Origin of the sequence: Pseudomonas sp. 34 E 7, from assembly GCF_900005715.1 — a bacterium.
In the GTDB taxonomy this organism is placed as follows: domain Bacteria; phylum Pseudomonadota; class Gammaproteobacteria; order Pseudomonadales; family Pseudomonadaceae; genus Aquipseudomonas; species Aquipseudomonas orientalis_A.
Genome location: NZ_CVTX01000148.1, coordinates 13,969 through 28,404, shown reverse-complemented (window position 1 = coordinate 28,404; position 14,436 = coordinate 13,969). Strand labels below are relative to the sequence as shown.

Here is a 14,436-nt window from a genome sequence, read left to right as displayed (position 1 = left end):
TTGCCCGCCGCAATCGCGGCCATGGCCATGGGGTAATGCAGGTGGTTGGGCGTGGTGATGGCCACCACATCGACCCTGGGGTCGTCGATCAGCGCCTGCCAGTCGGCATGGGCCTGGGCAAACCCCCAGGCACTGGCGCAGCGTTGCGCGCGCTCGGCGTCGGCATCGGCCAGCGCCGCCAGTGTCAGCGTGACCGGCAGTTCGAAAACCGCCCGGGCGTTGTTGAACGCCAGCGCGTGGGCGCGCCCCATGAAGCCTGTGCCGATCAAGCCGATTCCGAGTTCACGCATCGCCGTGGTCCTTTGGATTATTGTTTTCAGGAAGCGTATTAATGGAATAAATATTCTCAAAATTCAATAGATGGAATAAAAATTCATTTGATGTGCGAATCATCATTTCAGCTGATGCAGGGATATTCAGCTTGTGGCCAAATGCCGTCAGTTAACAAAAGATAACGCAGCGCCGATTGTCAGACGATTCGAAAGCCCGATAGGATGGCCCGTGCTTGCCCCAGGCGCTCTAGATTGCAGGTTTCAGAGCCCTGCGCCAGGCGACACGACCTAACAATAATAAATGGGAGAAAGGTCTATGAGTGAGCCTGTCATGGGTTGGGTTGTTTGCCGCCCACGCGCCGCACGCAAGCTTGCGTTGCTGGCCACAGCGCTCTCGCTGTTTGGGGCCGTCGCATTGCCGACTGTCGTCCAGGCCGCCAGCGATACCACTTTTGCGATTGAATCCCCCAAGGCCGCCAAAGGCCTGATGATCGATGTTGTGCATGCCGGCCAGCGCCTGGTGGCGGTGGGTGATCGCGGGCACATCCTCTATTCCGATGACCAGGGCAGCACCTGGGCCCAGGCCAAAGTCCCCACCCGGCAACTGCTCACGGCGGTGTTTTTCGTCGATGCCAAGCACGGCTGGGCGGTTGGCCATGATGCGCAGATCCTGGCCAGCAGCGACGGTGGCGCCAACTGGACCCAGCAATACCAGGACCTCAAGCGCGAAGCACCGCTGCTCGACGTGTGGTTCAACGATGCCAATCACGGCCTGGCCGTGGGCGCCTACGGCGCGCTGATCGAGACGACCGATGGCGGCAAGACCTGGGAAGACGTCAGCGACCGCCTCGACAACGAAGACCAGTTCCACCTCAACGCCATTGCCTCGATCAAGGACGCCGGCCTGTTTATCGTGGGGGAGCAGGGCAGCATGTTCCGCTCCAGCGATGACGGCCAGACCTGGGAAAAACTCGAAGGCCCCTACGAGGGCTCGTTGTTTGGCGTGATCGCCACCGCTCAGCCGCGCACCCTGCTGGCCTACGGCCTGCGCGGCAACCTTTACCGTTCCACCGACTTTGGCGGCACCTGGGAACCGGTCGAATTGAATGCTGCCCGTGGCGCCCTCGAATTCGGGCTGTCGGGGGCGACCTTGCTCGATGACGGTTCCATCGTCGTGGTGGGCAATGGCGGTAGCGTGGTGGTCAGCCACGACGATGGCCAGACCTTCAGCGTATTCAACCGCCCGGACCGGATTTCGCTTTCAGCGGTGACGGCGGCAGGCAATGGCAACTTGATTCTGGTCGGGCAGGGCGGCGTTCGCGTCGCGACAGCTGCTGGCGCCGAACCGGCGAAACAATAAGAAAAAGGCGGGAAGCATGAGCAGTCATCACAACGATAAAGCGACCTTTCTTGAGCGCCTGATTTTCAACAATCGCCCGGCAGTGATCCTCATCTGCCTGCTGGTGAGTGTCTTCCTGTTCTGGCAGGCGACGTTGATTCGCCCCTCCACCAGCTTTGAAAAAATGATCCCCCTCAAGCACCCCTTCATCGAAAAGATGATGGAGCACCGCAATGACCTGGCCAACCTGGGCAATACCGTGCGCATTTCGGTCGAGGCCAAGGATGGCGACATCTTCACCAGGGAGTACATGGAGACCCTGCGGCAGATCAACGACGAGGTGTTCTACATCTCCGGCGTCGACCGCTCGGGCCTCAAGTCGCTGTGGAGCCCCAGCGTACGCTGGACCGAAGTGACCGAGGAAGGCTTCGCCGGCGGTGAGGTGATCCCGCAGAGCTACAACGGCTCGCCGCAAAGCCTCGATCAACTGCGCAACAACGTGCTCAAGTCCGGCCAGGTCGGGCGTTTGGTCGCCAACGATTTCAAGTCGAGTATTGTCGATATCCCGCTGCTGGAGTCCTACCCGGACCCGCAGGACCAGGGCAAGTTGCTGGCCCTGGACTATCGCAAGTTCTCCCATGAACTCGAAGACAAGATCCGCGACAAGTTCGAAGCCCAGAACCCCAACGTCAAGATCCACATTGTCGGCTTTGCGAAAAAGGTCGGCGACCTGATCGATGGCCTGGTGATGGTGGTGCTGTTCTTCGGCGTTGCGTTCGTCATCACCCTGATTCTGCTGCTGTGGTTCACCAATTGCCTGCGCAGCACCATTGCGGTGTTGAGCACGACACTGGTGGCGGTGGTCTGGCAACTCGGGCTGATGCACTTCTTCGGTTTTGGGCTGGACCCGTATTCGATGCTGGTGCCGTTCCTGATCTTCGCCATCGGCATCTCCCATGGCGTGCAGAAGATCAACGGCATCGCCCTGCAATCCAGCGAGGCGGACAACGCCTTGACCGCAGCCCGGCGCACCTTCCGGCAACTGTTCCTGCCGGGGATGATCGCGATCCTCGCTGACGCCGTGGGCTTTATCACGCTGCTGATCATCGACATCGGCGTGATCCGCGAACTGGCCATCGGCGCGTCCATCGGCGTGGCGGTCATCGTGTTCACCAACCTGATTCTGCTGCCGGTGGCGATTTCCTATGCGGGCATCAGCAACCGCGCCATCGAGCGCAGTAAAAAGGACGCGCACCGCGATCATCCGTTCTGGCGCCTGCTGTCAAAATTCGCCAGCGCCAAAGTCGCACCCGTCTCGATCCTGCTGGCCCTGGTCGCCTTTGGCGGCGGCCTCTGGTACAGCCAGAACCTGAAGATCGGCGACCTCGACCAGGGTGCGCCGGAACTGCGCCCGGATTCGCGCTACAACAAAGACAACAACTTCATCATCAGCAACTACTCCACCAGCTCCGACGTGCTGGTGGTGATGGTCAAGACCAAGGCTGAAGGCTGCTCGCGCTATGAAGCGATGGCGCCCATCGACCAGTTGATGTGGAAGATGCAGAACACCGAGGGCGTGCAGTCGGCGATCTCGCTGGTGACCGTGTCCAAGCAGATGATCAAGGGCATGAACGAGGGCAACCTGAAATGGGAAACCCTGTCGCGCAACCCGGACGTGCTGAACAACTCCATCGCCCGCGCCGATGGCCTGTACAACAACAATTGCTCGCTGGCGCCGGTGCTGGTGTTCCTCAACGACCACAAGGCCGAGACCCTGGACCGTGCGGTGCATGCGGTGCAGGACTTCGCCAGGGAGAACAACAAGGACGGCCTGGAATTCATCCTCGCCGCCGGGAATGCCGGGATCGAGGCGGCCACCAACGAGGTGATCAAGGAGTCGGAGCTGATCATCCTGATCCTGGTGTACCTGTGCGTGGCGACCATGTGCATGATCACCTTCCGCTCCTGGGCGGCGACCCTGTGCATCGTGCTGCCGCTGGTACTGACCTCGGTGCTGGGCAACGCGCTGATGGCGTTCATGGGCATCGGCGTCAAGGTCGCGACCTTGCCGGTGGTGGCCCTGGGCGTCGGCATCGGCGTGGATTACGGCATCTACATCTACAGCCGCCTGGAAAGCTTCCTGCGCGCCGGCCTGCCGCTGCAAGAGGCGTATTACCAGACGCTCAAGTCCACCGGTAAAGCCGTGCTGTTCACCGGTCTGTGCCTGGCCATCGGCGTGTGCACCTGGATCTTCTCGGCGATCAAGTTCCAGGCCGACATGGGCCTGATGCTGACCTTCATGCTGCTGTGGAACATGTTCGGCGCGTTGTGGCTGCTGCCGGCACTGGCGCGGTTCCTGATCAAACCGGAAAAGCTGGCGGGGCAGAAGGGCAACTCGTTGTTTGCGCACTGAACTGTAGGAGCGAGGGGGACGCCTAGTTCTTGCTCGCGAAAAACGTCAACGATAACGCGTGCATTCTGGATAAATGCGCTGTCTGTGAGTTCTTCGCGAGCAAGCTCGCTCCTACATTATTGCTTTGGGCTATCATTGCGACCTTCCTCGTAAATGATTGACTGCCATGACTGCCGACACTCTGACCACCGCCCTTGCCACCAGCGACATGCTCATCATCAACGGGCTGCACGCCTTCGACTTCACGCTGGACCGGCAGTTGCTGATCGAAAGCATGGACGGTCGGGAACTCAAGCGGTGGACCTTCAGTCCAGAACAACTGGAGGCGGCGACCTTTGATGACAGCCTGCAAAGCTGGGTGCTGTGTAACGACGACGGTGAACACCGTCTGGTCTGCCTGAGCGCCATCCAGGGCGACAACAATAACGATGAGGACGAAGCAGATGATGCGTAAATTCTGGCCCCTGTTGATGGCCGGCAGTGTCGGCGCGATGTCGGTGCAGGCCGCACCGGCCGACACCTATGAACTGCTGGTCGGCAGCTATACCGCCGGCAGCAGCGAGGGGATCTACCGCCTGCAATTCGACAGCCGTACCGGGCAGTTCAGCGGCAAGCCGGTGCTGGCGGCGAAAACCGCCAACCCGTCCTGGCTGACGCTTTCCAAAGACCAGAAGCAGCTGTTTGTTGTCAACGAAAACGGTCCGGGCCAGGACGATGTGGTCGGTCGCGTCAGCAGCTACCGTATCGATCCGCAGAATTATCAGCTCACCCTGATCAATCAGGTGCAGAGCCTGGGCAATGAGCCGACTCATTCCAGCGTGGCCGCCGACGGGCGTTATCTGTTTGTCGCCAACTATTCGGTGGTGGAAGACCCGGGCGGCAGCCTGGCGATTTTGCCGCTGGACACCGACGGCAAGCTGTCGGCCCCGGTGCAGTTGAGCGGGCACCCGGCCAGCGGTGTGAACCCTGAACGCCAGGCTTCCAACCACGTGCATTCGGTGGTGTCGTCGCCGGACGGCAAGTATGTATTCGTGCAGGACCTGGGTGCGGACAAAGTGTTTGCCTACCGCTACGACCCCAAGGCCAACCACGAACTGCCGCTGACCCCGGCAGAGCCGGCCGCCGTGCAACTGCCACCGGGCAGCGGCCCGCGCCACTTGCTGTTCAGCGCCGATGGCAAGCATGCCTGGCTGACCACCGAGATGAGCGCCCAGGTGGCGGTCTTCGACTACAACGATGGCAAGCTTGTGCAAACCCAGTTGGTGGATTTCGCCGCCGGCCAGCCGGTGTCCGATAAAGCCGGCGCTGCGCTGCATGCCTCCAGCGACGGCAAGTTCCTCTACGTCAGCAACCGTGGGACGGCCAATCAGCTTGTAGTGTTCAGCATCGACCCGGCCACCGCGCACCTCAAGGAAATCCAGCGCCGCTCGGTCGAAGGCGACCACCCGCGCGAGTTCAGCCTGGACCCGAGCGGCAAGTTCCTGCTGATCGCCAACCAGAAAAGCAATGAAATCGTGGTGGTTGAACGCGACCCCAAGACCGGCCTGCTGGGTAAAACCGTGCAGAAATTGCCGATCGATGCGCCCAGCGACCTCAAGTTCCTGGTGCGTCAATAAGCCACAGGCCCCGAACGCCGGGGCCTGACCTTCACTATTAATTTTATTGATGACGGCTACTGTTTCAAAGCATTTCTAAGCTTCAACCCTCGGGCGTAAGTTGGCTTCCAAGGCCTCCCGGCCACCAAAACCAACGCACACGAGGGTTACCGTCATGAACTTCAATCTCTTCTCGATCATCGCCGCTTCCGCCGTTTCCGCGACCGTTGCTCTGCCTGCGGCAGCCAGCGTGGACGTCACCGGCAAAAAATCCGGCACCACTGCCTATACCCAGAAGTACCTGCAACAAAGTGCCAACTTCTATGCCGCGCTGGATCACAAGACCCAGGGCTAACAAAGATCAACCTGTGGGAGGGGGCTTGCCCCCGATGGCAATGTGTCAGTCTGCTTATCTGTAGCTGACCCACCGCAATCGGGGGCAAGCCCCCTCCCACAGGTTGATTGATGTTGGTTTCAGGGTTTTGCCATCACCGCGATAAACAGCTGCGACTCCAGAATCCGCTGCAGCCACGCCTGAAGCCGTGGATACGGCGCCCCCGCAAACCATTCACGATCCACATGGGCGAACTGTCGCACGAACGGCACCACCGCCGCGTCCGCCAGACTCATGCGCTCTGCGAGCAAGTACTCACGGTCCGCCAGCAAATCCTCCAGCTTCTGCAGGAACACCTCACCCTCGGCCCGATAATGTTCCATTGCGTGCTCGGGGTAGCGCTCGGCGTACTTGTATCGATTCAAGTGATGTTTGAACACTTGGTCATTCTCGGCGATCAACGCCAGCACCGCAGGATCGCGTTGCAGCAGCCAATCCTCGGGATCGTGCTGCGCCAGGGCCCATTGCATGATCTCCAGGCTTTCCTCGATCACCCGGCCGTCAAGGCTCAACACCGGCACCGTGCCCTTGGGCGACAACGCCAGCATGTCGGCCGGTTTGGCCTTGAGGCTCACCTCGATGATCTCCACCGGTACGCCTGAATAGCGCAACGCCAACCGCGCGCGCATGGCATAGGGGCAGCGCCGGAACGAGTACAGCAGCGCCGCGCTCACTTGACCTCCAGGGTGCTCAAGCCATTGCCCTGGCGCTTGACCTGGATCTGCACCGGGATGCGTTCGTGCATTTCCTGCACGTGGGAGATCACCGCCACCTTGCGCCCCTGGGCCTGCAAACCGTCCAGGGCGTCCATCGCCAGTTGCAGGGATTCGGGGTCGAGGCTGCCGAAACCTTCGTCGATAAACAGCGACTCGATCTTCAAGGTACTGGACGCCATCGACGCCAGGCCCAGGGCGAGCGCCAGGGAGACGAGGAAGGTTTCACCGCCCGACAGCGAGTGCACCGAGCGCAGTTCGTCGCCCATCTCGGTGTCCATCACCAGCAGGCCAAGCATGCTGCCGCCGCGTTTAAGGCGGTAGCGGCGCACCAGCTGGCGCAATTGCACGTTGGCGTGGTGCACCAGCAGGTCGAGGTTGTAGGCCTGGGCGATTTTGCGGAACGTGTCGCCAGTGGCCGAACCGATCAGTGCATTCAGGCGGGCCCAACGCTGCCATTGGTCATAGGCCTTGGCGATCTGTTCGGCCAGGGCGTGATTGGCGTCCTGGCGCCGCTGGTCTTCGGCCTGGCGGGCGCGCAGTTCGGCGCAGTGTTTCTCGCCCTCGGCCAGTTGCTGGTTGAGCACGGCGAGGCTGTTGTCCAGCTGCTCGGCGTCCAGGTTGCCGTTGTGCAAGGCCTGATGTTCGGCCAGGCGCTGTTCGCGCTCCTGCAGCAAGACACCGGCTTGTTCAACGGCTTTTTCGCGGGTGTGCAACTGATGGCGCAGGTCCGTGACCTGGGCCTCGTCGAAGGCCAGCAGGCGGGTCAGGCCTTGGTCATCCAGCTCGGGATGCGCGGCTCGCCACGCAGTGATGCGCGTGTCCAGGGCTTGTTGCTCCGTCTCGAGCGCTTGCTGACGTTCAAGCAGGGCCTTGAGATCGGCGACCAGTTGCACCAGTGCGGTGTGCACCGCGTGCAGTTCCTGGCTGGCGTCGGCTTCGCTTTGGCGCGCCTGGCTGACGGCCCGGTCCAACTGCTGTTGCCACTGTTCGGCGCTCTCGTGCGCACCGAGCAAGTCGCTGAGTTTGGCCTGGGCGTCGTGTTGCTGGGTGCAGAGCTGCGCGACCTGCAGATTCAGGGCTTCTGACTGCTGCTGGCGATGCTGCTGATGGGTCTGTTGTTTTTCGATGGCCTGCTGGCGCTCTTGCTGCTCGGCCAGTTCATCGCGCTGATGGCCCAGTTGCTCGAGACGCTGGCTGACCTGCTGGTCGAGTTGCAGGAAGGTCGCCGCCGGCTCACTGCGCAAGCCTTCCAGGGTGGCGGCGGGCAACAGGCTGGCGAAGCTGGCAAGCTCCGTATCGAGGCGCTCGCGGTCACTGGCCAGGGCGCGCTGCTGGTCGAGCAACAATTGTCGGGCCTGCTGGCTCGCGTCCTGGGCGGCCTGCAATTGCTGCTGCAAACGCCCGGCGTTTTGTTGCAGGTTGAGCAGGGCGCCCTGGCGCTGTTCGTCCTGGGCGATGCTTTGCGTCAGTTGCGCCAGTTGCTGGGCCAGCCAGTCGGTGCGCTTGACCGCGTCCTGATGCAACAGCGTCGCGTACAGTGGGTGCGCTTCAAGGCTCGGCGCCAACGCCTGCTGCTGCAGCGCCAGCTGTTCCTGTTGGGCTAGAAATTCCTTTTGCTGGGCGATCAGCCCACCCACTTCGCCGCGTAGCTCGGTGAGTTTTTCCTTGAGGCGGTCGACGGCTTGCTGCGCTGTGGCCTCTTCGCTTTCATCGTGGCGACCCAGGCTCTGCAACAGCGCTTCGGGCTGGTGATAGGGATGTTCGTGGCTGCCGCAGACCGGGCAGGGCTGGCCATCCTGCAACTGTTCGCGCAGTTCCTCGACGCTGGCACTGCGGGCCAGGCGCTGGCGCTCCAGCAGTTGCTTGGTCACCGTCAGGGTTTGCTCGGCCACCGTCAGTTCGGCTTTGGTTTGCAGGCCGGTCTGGTTCAGTTGCTCGCGCTGCTGCGCCGCGTCGGCGAGTTTCTGCGCCAGGGTGCCGGCCTGGGTGTCGAGCTGCTGTTGACTGCCCCACAAGCGCGCGAGGTCTTCGAAAGCGCGTTGTTGCTTGCGATTGTCCTGCAGGAGGCTGGCGAGCAATTGAATTTGCTCGGCCACCGCGTGGGGTTCGGCGCCGGCCTCCTGGTACAGCAGGTCCAGGGCCTCGCGTTGCAGGGTAAATTGCTCGACGGCGGCGTTGACGCGCTGTTCAAGCTGCGGCAGTTCAGCCTCGCCCTGGTTCAGGCGATTGCCGATCATCATCAGTTGTTGCAGGCGGTCGCGGTAGGCCGTCCAGGCGTCGCTCAGTGGCGCGAGGGTGGCGCTGCGCTCAAGTTCGGTGGCCAGGCTTTGCAGGCGCTCGGCGACCTGGGCCTGTTTGTCCTGCAAGCCTGTGAGCAAGACGTGGCCTTCGTGGCAGGCGCTTTCGTGCTGCTGCTTTTCCTCGGTGCGCTTGGCCAGCTCTTTGGTCAAGTGGGTGAGGGTGGTCTGTTCTTCGAAGGCCTGGCGCAGCAAAGGCGCGGCGCTTGCCTGGTTCTGTTGGGCTTGGGCCAGGGCCGATTGGGCGGCGGCCTGCTGTTGTTGCGCCTGTTCCTGACGGCTGTGCAGCGCGGTTTGTTGCTCAAGGTGCTGTTGAATCTGCGCGGCGAGCGGGGCCAGCAATGCGTCGAGTTCAGCGCGACGCACGAAGTGATGGCGCTGCGGCGCGAGCTGGTCCAGGCGCGTCAGGTCCTGGCGCTGCTGGCCTTGGCTGTCCCACAGTTGTTGGGCTTGTTGCAGCTGCTCGGCGGCGCTTTGCCGGCGCTCCTGCCATTCGCGCAACTCCTTGAGCCAGGTGTGCTGCAACTCCAACTGCTTGAGTTGGGCCTGGTGGGTTTTGAGTTGCTGTTGTGCCTGACTCAGTTGTTGATCCAGCTCGGCGCGGGCTTCGGCAGCCAGAGGCACCACGCCGCTGGCCTGGTCCTGCAATTGTTTGTGCACGTCCCTGGCATCCTTGGCCTTGTCGAACGCACGGCGGCCCAGTTGGGTATACAGCGCGGTGTCGGTGAGCTTTTCCAGCAGTTCGCTGCGCTCGTTGTCGTTGGCCTTGAGAAAGGCGCTGAACTCGCTTTGCGCCAGCAGCACTGCGCGGGTGAATTGTTCGAAGTTCAGGCCCAGGGCCAGTTCCAGCTGGGTCTTGTATTCGGTTTTCTGACTGGCCAGCAGTTGCTCGCTGTCCAGGTCGATCAGGCTCTGGCGGCTGTTCTGCAACTTGCCGCTGGCCTTGTCGCGCGCGCGATTGGCTTCCCAGCGCGCACGGTAGCGGCGGCCGCTGACGCCGACGAAATCCACCTCGGCATAACCACCGCCGGTGCCCCGTCTGAGCAGGGTGCGCGGGTCGCCGATGGAAATGTCGCTGTCGGCATCCGGCATCTTGGCCTGGCCGGTATCGCCCAGGCGCGGCACCGCGCCAAACAGCGCCAGGCACAGCGCATCGAGCAGGGTGCTCTTGCCGGCGCCGGTCGGCCCGGTGATGGCGAACAGACCGGCGCTGGCCAGCGGCTCGGCGGTGAAGTCGATCTCGAACGGCCCGGCCAGGGACGCGAGGTTTTTCAGGCGGATGGCGAGGATCTTCATGGCTGTTCGCCCTCCTGTTGCACTTCCTGGAGCAGCACGGCGAAGTCCTTCAAGGTCTGTTCATCCACTTCGCTGCCATAGCTGTCCTGCCAGGCGCGGCTGAACAATTCCTGGGGGGTGAGTTGGTCGAGTTCGACCAGGCGCTCCTCATCATTGCCTTCGCGCGGGCCATTGCCTGCGTATTCGGCGGCGATGCGCACCAGGCGCACGGCCTTGCCTTGCAGGGCATTTTCGATCTGCTGGCGCAGGTCCGGCTGCGGTTCGTCAAGGCGTACCCGGACTTCCAGCCATGGGTGACGTTGGGTTTCGGCCAGCAAATCCACATCGGGCAAGTCGGCCAGCTGTTTGAGGATATCTGCCAGAGGCGCGGCCTCCAGGCGTTGCAGATTGACCGAGCGCGGGATCGGCAGCGGTTCGACGCTGACCAGCCTTTCGCCCTGGAACGTCACGTCGAGCACCTGGTGCTTGTAGCCGATTTCGGAAAAAGACAGCGGAATCGGCGAGCCGCTGTAGCGAATGCGCTCTTCGCCATTCACCTTCTGCGGCTTGTGCAAATGGCCGAGGGCGACGTAGCCGACACTTCTATCGAAGAGTTTGGCCGGCAGCGCCTCGGCATTGCCGATGATCAGGCTGCGCTCGGAGTCTTCCGACACCGATCCCCCGGCCATGTGTGCATGGCTGATGGCAATCAGCGCCTGGCCCTTTTTGCGTTTGGCGTTGGCGGCGGCGATCAGCCATTCATGCACCTGGCCGATGCCCTGCAGGTAATCATCGCCCAACTGTGCGCCCGTGACTTCCGCCGGGCGCAGGAACGGCAGCGCCAGGCACCAGGCGGCGATCTTGCCTTTGGCATCCGGCAACGGGATCAACAGGCGTTCGGCATCCAACTGGCCATCATCGAGCCACAACACCCGGCCCAGGGCGTGGGTGCGCAGGCGGCGCATCAACGGTGCGGGCAATTCGATGCGCGACCCGGAGTCATGATTGCCGGCAATCATCACGATCGTCAGTGTCGGGTTTTGTTCGTGGGCGCTGATGATGAAGTCATACAGGCGCTCCTGTGCCTTGAGCGGCGGGTTGACCGTGTCGAAAATATCGCCGGCGATCAACAGCGCCTCCGGGCGGTGGGCCTTTAACTGGTCCAGCAGCCATTCGAGGAAACAGGCGTGTTCGAAGTCGCGTTCCTGGCCGTGCAGGTTTTGCCCAAGGTGCCAGTCGGAGGTGTGGAACAGACGCAAGGCGAACTCCGTGCAGAAGAGGAAAAGGAGGGGAGTTTACCTGTAAAAGCACACGGGGTGCCTGCGGGTAGCCCCGGACCCAGTGTGGGAGGGGGCTTGCCTCCTCCCACAGGGGATCGCGTTGTTTTATTGGGTATCCGTGCCCCAACAAAAAATGCGCCCCTGAGGGCGCATTTCTTTGTTCGGTCAGCGATCGCCTGTCAGGCAGGCGCATTCCAGGCCCGATCACCGTGCTCGTCCTTGATGCGAGTCGGCAAGCCCATCACGTCCAGCGCTTTCAGGAACGGCTCGGCCGGCAGTTCCTCGACGTTGGCCATGTGTTTCACATCCCACTCACCACGCGCTACCAGCAGCGCGGCGGCGACCGGTGGCACGCCGGCGGTGTAGGAGATGCCCTGGCTGTCGGTCTCGGCGAAGGCTTCCTCGTGGTCGGCCACGTTGTAGATGAACATCTCGCGCGGCTGGCCATCCTTGGTGCCTTTGACCAGGTCACCGATGCAGGTCTTGCCGGTGTAGCCGGGGGCGAGCGAAGACGGGTCGGGCAGGACGGCCTTGACCACTTTCAACGGCACCACTTCCAGGCCTTCGGCGGTGGTGACCGGTTTCTCGGAGAGCAGGCCGAGGTTTTTCAGCACGGTGAACACATTGATGTAGTGTTCGCCGAAGCTCATCCAGAAGCGCACGTTGGGCACGTCGAGGTTTTTCGACAGTGAGTGCACTTCATCGTGGCCGGTGAGGTAGAGGTTCTGCGAGCCGACGACCGGCAGGTCGTCGGTGCGTTTGACTTCGAACATGGTGTTGCTGGTCCACTGGCTGTTCTGCCAGCTCCACACCTGTCCGGTGAACTCGCGGAAGTTGATTTCCGGGTCGAAATTGGTGGCGAAGTATTTGCCATGGGAGCCGGCATTGACGTCGAGGATGTCGATCGAATCAATGCGGTCGAAATGCTGTTGCTGCGCCAGCGCGGCGTACGCGTTGACGACACCCGGGTCGAAGCCCACGCCCAGGATGGCGGTGATGTTCTTCTGTTTGCATTCTTCCAGGTGGTTCCATTCGTAGTTGCCGTACCACGGCGGGGTCTCGCAGACCTTGCCCGGCTCTTCGTGAATGGCGGTGTCGAGGTACGCAACGCCCGTGTCGATGCAGGCACGCAGTACCGACATGTTGAGGAACGCGGAACCCACGTTGATGACGATCTGCGATTCAGTCTCGCGGATCAGGGCCTTGGTCGCTTCCACGTCCAGGGCGTTCAGCGCGAAGGCCTGGATGTCGGCGGGAACCTTGAGGCTACCCTTGGCCTTGACGCTGTCGATGATGGCCTGGCATTTGGAGATGTTGCGCGACGCGATAGCAATACGACCGAGTTCGTCGTTGTGCTGCGCGCACTTGTGGGCCACCACCTTGGCGACACCTCCTGCACCAATGATAAGAACGTTCTTTTTCAATTGCTTTATCTCTCCTTTATCCGCCAGCTTACGAAAGGCTGGACAGGTAGTCGTCGTAACCAAATTCACGAACCACTTCGACTGTACCGTCGAGTTGTTTCACTACGATGGACGGCATTTTCAGGCCGTTGAACCAGTTTTTCTTGACCATGGTGTAGCCCGCGGTGTCGATGAACGACAGCCGATCGCCGATGGCCAGCGGACGATCAAATTGATACTCGCCGAAAATATCCCCGGCCAGGCAGGATTTGCCGCACACCATGACGGTGTGTTCGCCTTCGCTTGGCGCCAGCTTGGCGTTGAGGCGATAGATCAGCAGGTCCAGCAAGTGGGCTTCGATGGAGCTGTCGACCACGGCCAGGTTCTTGCCGTTGTAGAGCGTGTCGAGCACGGTGACTTCGAGCGACGCGCTGTTGGTGATCGCCGCTTCCCCCGGTTCCAGGTACACCTGCACGCCGTACTTCTCGGAGAATGCTTTCAAACGCGCGCAAAACGCGTCCAGCGCATAGCCTTCACCGGTGAAATGGATGCCGCCGCCGAGGCTGACCCACTGGACCTTGTGCAGCAGCGCGCCGAAGCGTTCTTCGATGGTGCCGAGCATTTTGTCGAACAGACTGAAATCGCCGTTCTCGCAGTTGTTGTGGAACATGAAACCGGAGATCTGCTCGATCACGCCTTCGATCTTCACCGGGTCCCATTCGCCCAGGCGGCTGAACGGACGCGCCGGGTCGGCCAGCAGGTAATCGGAGCTGCTCACTTGCGGGTTGACCCGCAGGCCGCGGGTCTTGCCCTCGGAGCGCTCGGCAAAGCGCTGCAGCTGGCTGATGGAGTTGAAGATGATCTTGTCGCAGTTGTCCAGCATCTCTTCGATTTCATCATCGGCCCAGGCCACGCTGTAGGCGTGCGCCTCACCTTCGAACTTCTGGCGGCCGAGCTTCAACTCATACAGCGACGACGAGGTGGTGCCGTCCATGTATTGCTGCATCAGGTCGAACACCGACCAGGTGGCAAAGCACTTGAGTGCCAGCAGAGCCTTGGCGCCGGACTGCTCGCGCACGTAGGCAATCTTCTGCATGTTGACCAGAAGCTTCTGTTTATCGATGAGGTAGTACGGCGTTTTGATCATTTTTGAGAGCCTGCGGCGGTGCCTGCCAAAAAAGGACACGCATTGTGCCCGCACTTGGAACAGATCGAAAGGTTAGTGGGCGGAATTTGCTGCGCCGGGTTTCGAGCATAGGTCCTGAGTATGACCGTCCATGGTTATACACCGACCTGATGTGGGAGGGGGGTTGCCCCCCGATGGCGGCCTCAGGATTGGCCAGTATTTTGGATCAGACCGAGTACATATCCATTATTTAGGTAACGGCCACTTAGGGTTCCGCCCTGACGGCGGCTCACTTTTGAAAAGCGCAAAAGTAAGCAAAACGCTCT

11 protein-coding genes are annotated in these 14,436 nt (G+C 61.5%); 5 read left to right on the top strand and 6 right to left on the bottom strand.

Translation table 11 applies throughout. The annotated features are described in order from the left end of the window. Positions 1-290 (bottom strand): Gfo/Idh/MocA family protein (locus BFP96_RS31335; RefSeq protein WP_256549055.1); only part of this gene is annotated, 290 nt, incomplete at its 3' end. Positions 291-603: 313 nt separating this feature from the next. Between BFP96_RS31335 and BFP96_RS16220 the strand changes: the two genes are divergently transcribed. From BFP96_RS16220 to BFP96_RS16200, 5 genes are all read left to right on the top strand, one after another. Continuing rightward, complete coding sequence (locus tag BFP96_RS16220) at positions 604-1,632, top strand: WD40/YVTN/BNR-like repeat-containing protein (protein ID WP_170876016.1); 1,029 nt, start codon at positions 604-606, stop codon at positions 1,630-1,632. 16 nt (positions 1,633-1,648) lie between these two features. Continuing rightward, positions 1,649-4,024: an efflux RND transporter permease subunit gene (locus BFP96_RS16215; RefSeq protein ID WP_065893049.1), complete on the top strand. Its 2,376-nt coding sequence runs from the start codon at positions 1,649-1,651 to the stop codon at positions 4,022-4,024. A 166-nt stretch (positions 4,025-4,190) separates the two neighbouring features. After that, positions 4,191-4,478, top strand: coding sequence for a DUF5629 family protein (locus BFP96_RS16210; RefSeq protein WP_065893048.1), 288 nt, complete (start codon positions 4,191-4,193; stop codon positions 4,476-4,478). Then, the gene (locus tag BFP96_RS16205) at positions 4,468-5,640 is read left to right on the top strand and encodes a lactonase family protein (RefSeq protein ID WP_065893047.1); all 1,173 of its coding nucleotides are present in this window, start codon (positions 4,468-4,470) and stop codon (positions 5,638-5,640) included. The genes BFP96_RS16210 and BFP96_RS16205 overlap by 11 nt, the downstream gene beginning before the upstream one ends. A 154-nt stretch (positions 5,641-5,794) precedes the next feature. Next, positions 5,795-5,974: a hypothetical protein gene (locus tag BFP96_RS16200; protein WP_065897762.1), complete on the top strand. Its 180-nt coding sequence runs from the start codon at positions 5,795-5,797 to the stop codon at positions 5,972-5,974. Between the two features lie 119 nt (positions 5,975-6,093). Here BFP96_RS16200 and BFP96_RS16195 read toward each other — a convergent pair whose 3' ends face one another. From BFP96_RS16195 to BFP96_RS16175, 5 genes are all read right to left on the bottom strand, one after another. Then, a complete protein-coding gene (locus tag BFP96_RS16195; protein ID WP_065936585.1) occupies positions 6,094-6,687 on the bottom strand; it encodes a glutathione S-transferase in 594 nt (197 codons plus the stop codon). Then, a complete protein-coding gene (locus BFP96_RS16190) occupies positions 6,684-10,322 on the bottom strand; it encodes an AAA family ATPase (protein WP_065936584.1) in 3,639 nt (1,212 codons plus the stop codon). The genes BFP96_RS16195 and BFP96_RS16190 overlap by 4 nt, the downstream gene beginning before the upstream one ends. Further along, positions 10,319-11,560 carry an exonuclease SbcCD subunit D C-terminal domain-containing protein gene (locus tag BFP96_RS16185; protein ID WP_065936583.1) on the bottom strand — a complete coding sequence of 414 codons (1,242 nt, stop codon included), beginning with the start codon at positions 11,558-11,560 and terminating at the stop codon, positions 10,319-10,321. Before BFP96_RS16185 ends, BFP96_RS16190 begins: the two co-directional genes overlap by 4 nt. A gap of 200 nt (positions 11,561-11,760) precedes the next feature. Continuing rightward, complete coding sequence (locus BFP96_RS16180) at positions 11,761-13,005, bottom strand: saccharopine dehydrogenase family protein (RefSeq protein WP_065893042.1); 1,245 nt, start codon at positions 13,003-13,005, stop codon at positions 11,761-11,763. Positions 13,006-13,033: 28 nt separating this feature from the next. Next, the gene (locus BFP96_RS16175; RefSeq protein WP_065887408.1) at positions 13,034-14,131 is read right to left on the bottom strand and encodes a carboxynorspermidine decarboxylase; all 1,098 of its coding nucleotides are present in this window, start codon (positions 14,129-14,131) and stop codon (positions 13,034-13,036) included. Positions 14,132-14,436: the final 305 nt, after the last annotated feature.

Excerpts from the sequence above, each read along its gene's own strand:
- BFP96_RS16220 (WP_170876016.1), top strand. The coding sequence starts at position 604 with ATGGGTTGGGTTGTTTGCCGCCCACGCGCCGCACGCAAGCTTGCGTTG.
- BFP96_RS16215 (WP_065893049.1), top strand. The coding sequence starts at position 1,649 with ATGAGCAGTCATCACAACGATAAAGCGACCTTTCTTGAGCGCCTGATT.
- BFP96_RS16210 (WP_065893048.1), top strand. The coding sequence starts at position 4,191 with ATGACTGCCGACACTCTGACCACCGCCCTTGCCACCAGCGACATGCTC.
- BFP96_RS16205 (WP_065893047.1), top strand. The coding sequence starts at position 4,468 with ATGATGCGTAAATTCTGGCCCCTGTTGATGGCCGGCAGTGTCGGCGCG.
- BFP96_RS16200 (WP_065897762.1), top strand. The coding sequence starts at position 5,795 with ATGAACTTCAATCTCTTCTCGATCATCGCCGCTTCCGCCGTTTCCGCG.
- BFP96_RS16190 (WP_065936584.1), bottom strand. The coding sequence starts at position 10,322 with ATGAAGATCCTCGCCATCCGCCTGAAAAACCTCGCGTCCCTGGCCGGG.
- BFP96_RS16175 (WP_065887408.1), bottom strand. The coding sequence starts at position 14,131 with ATGATCAAAACGCCGTACTACCTCATCGATAAACAGAAGCTTCTGGTC.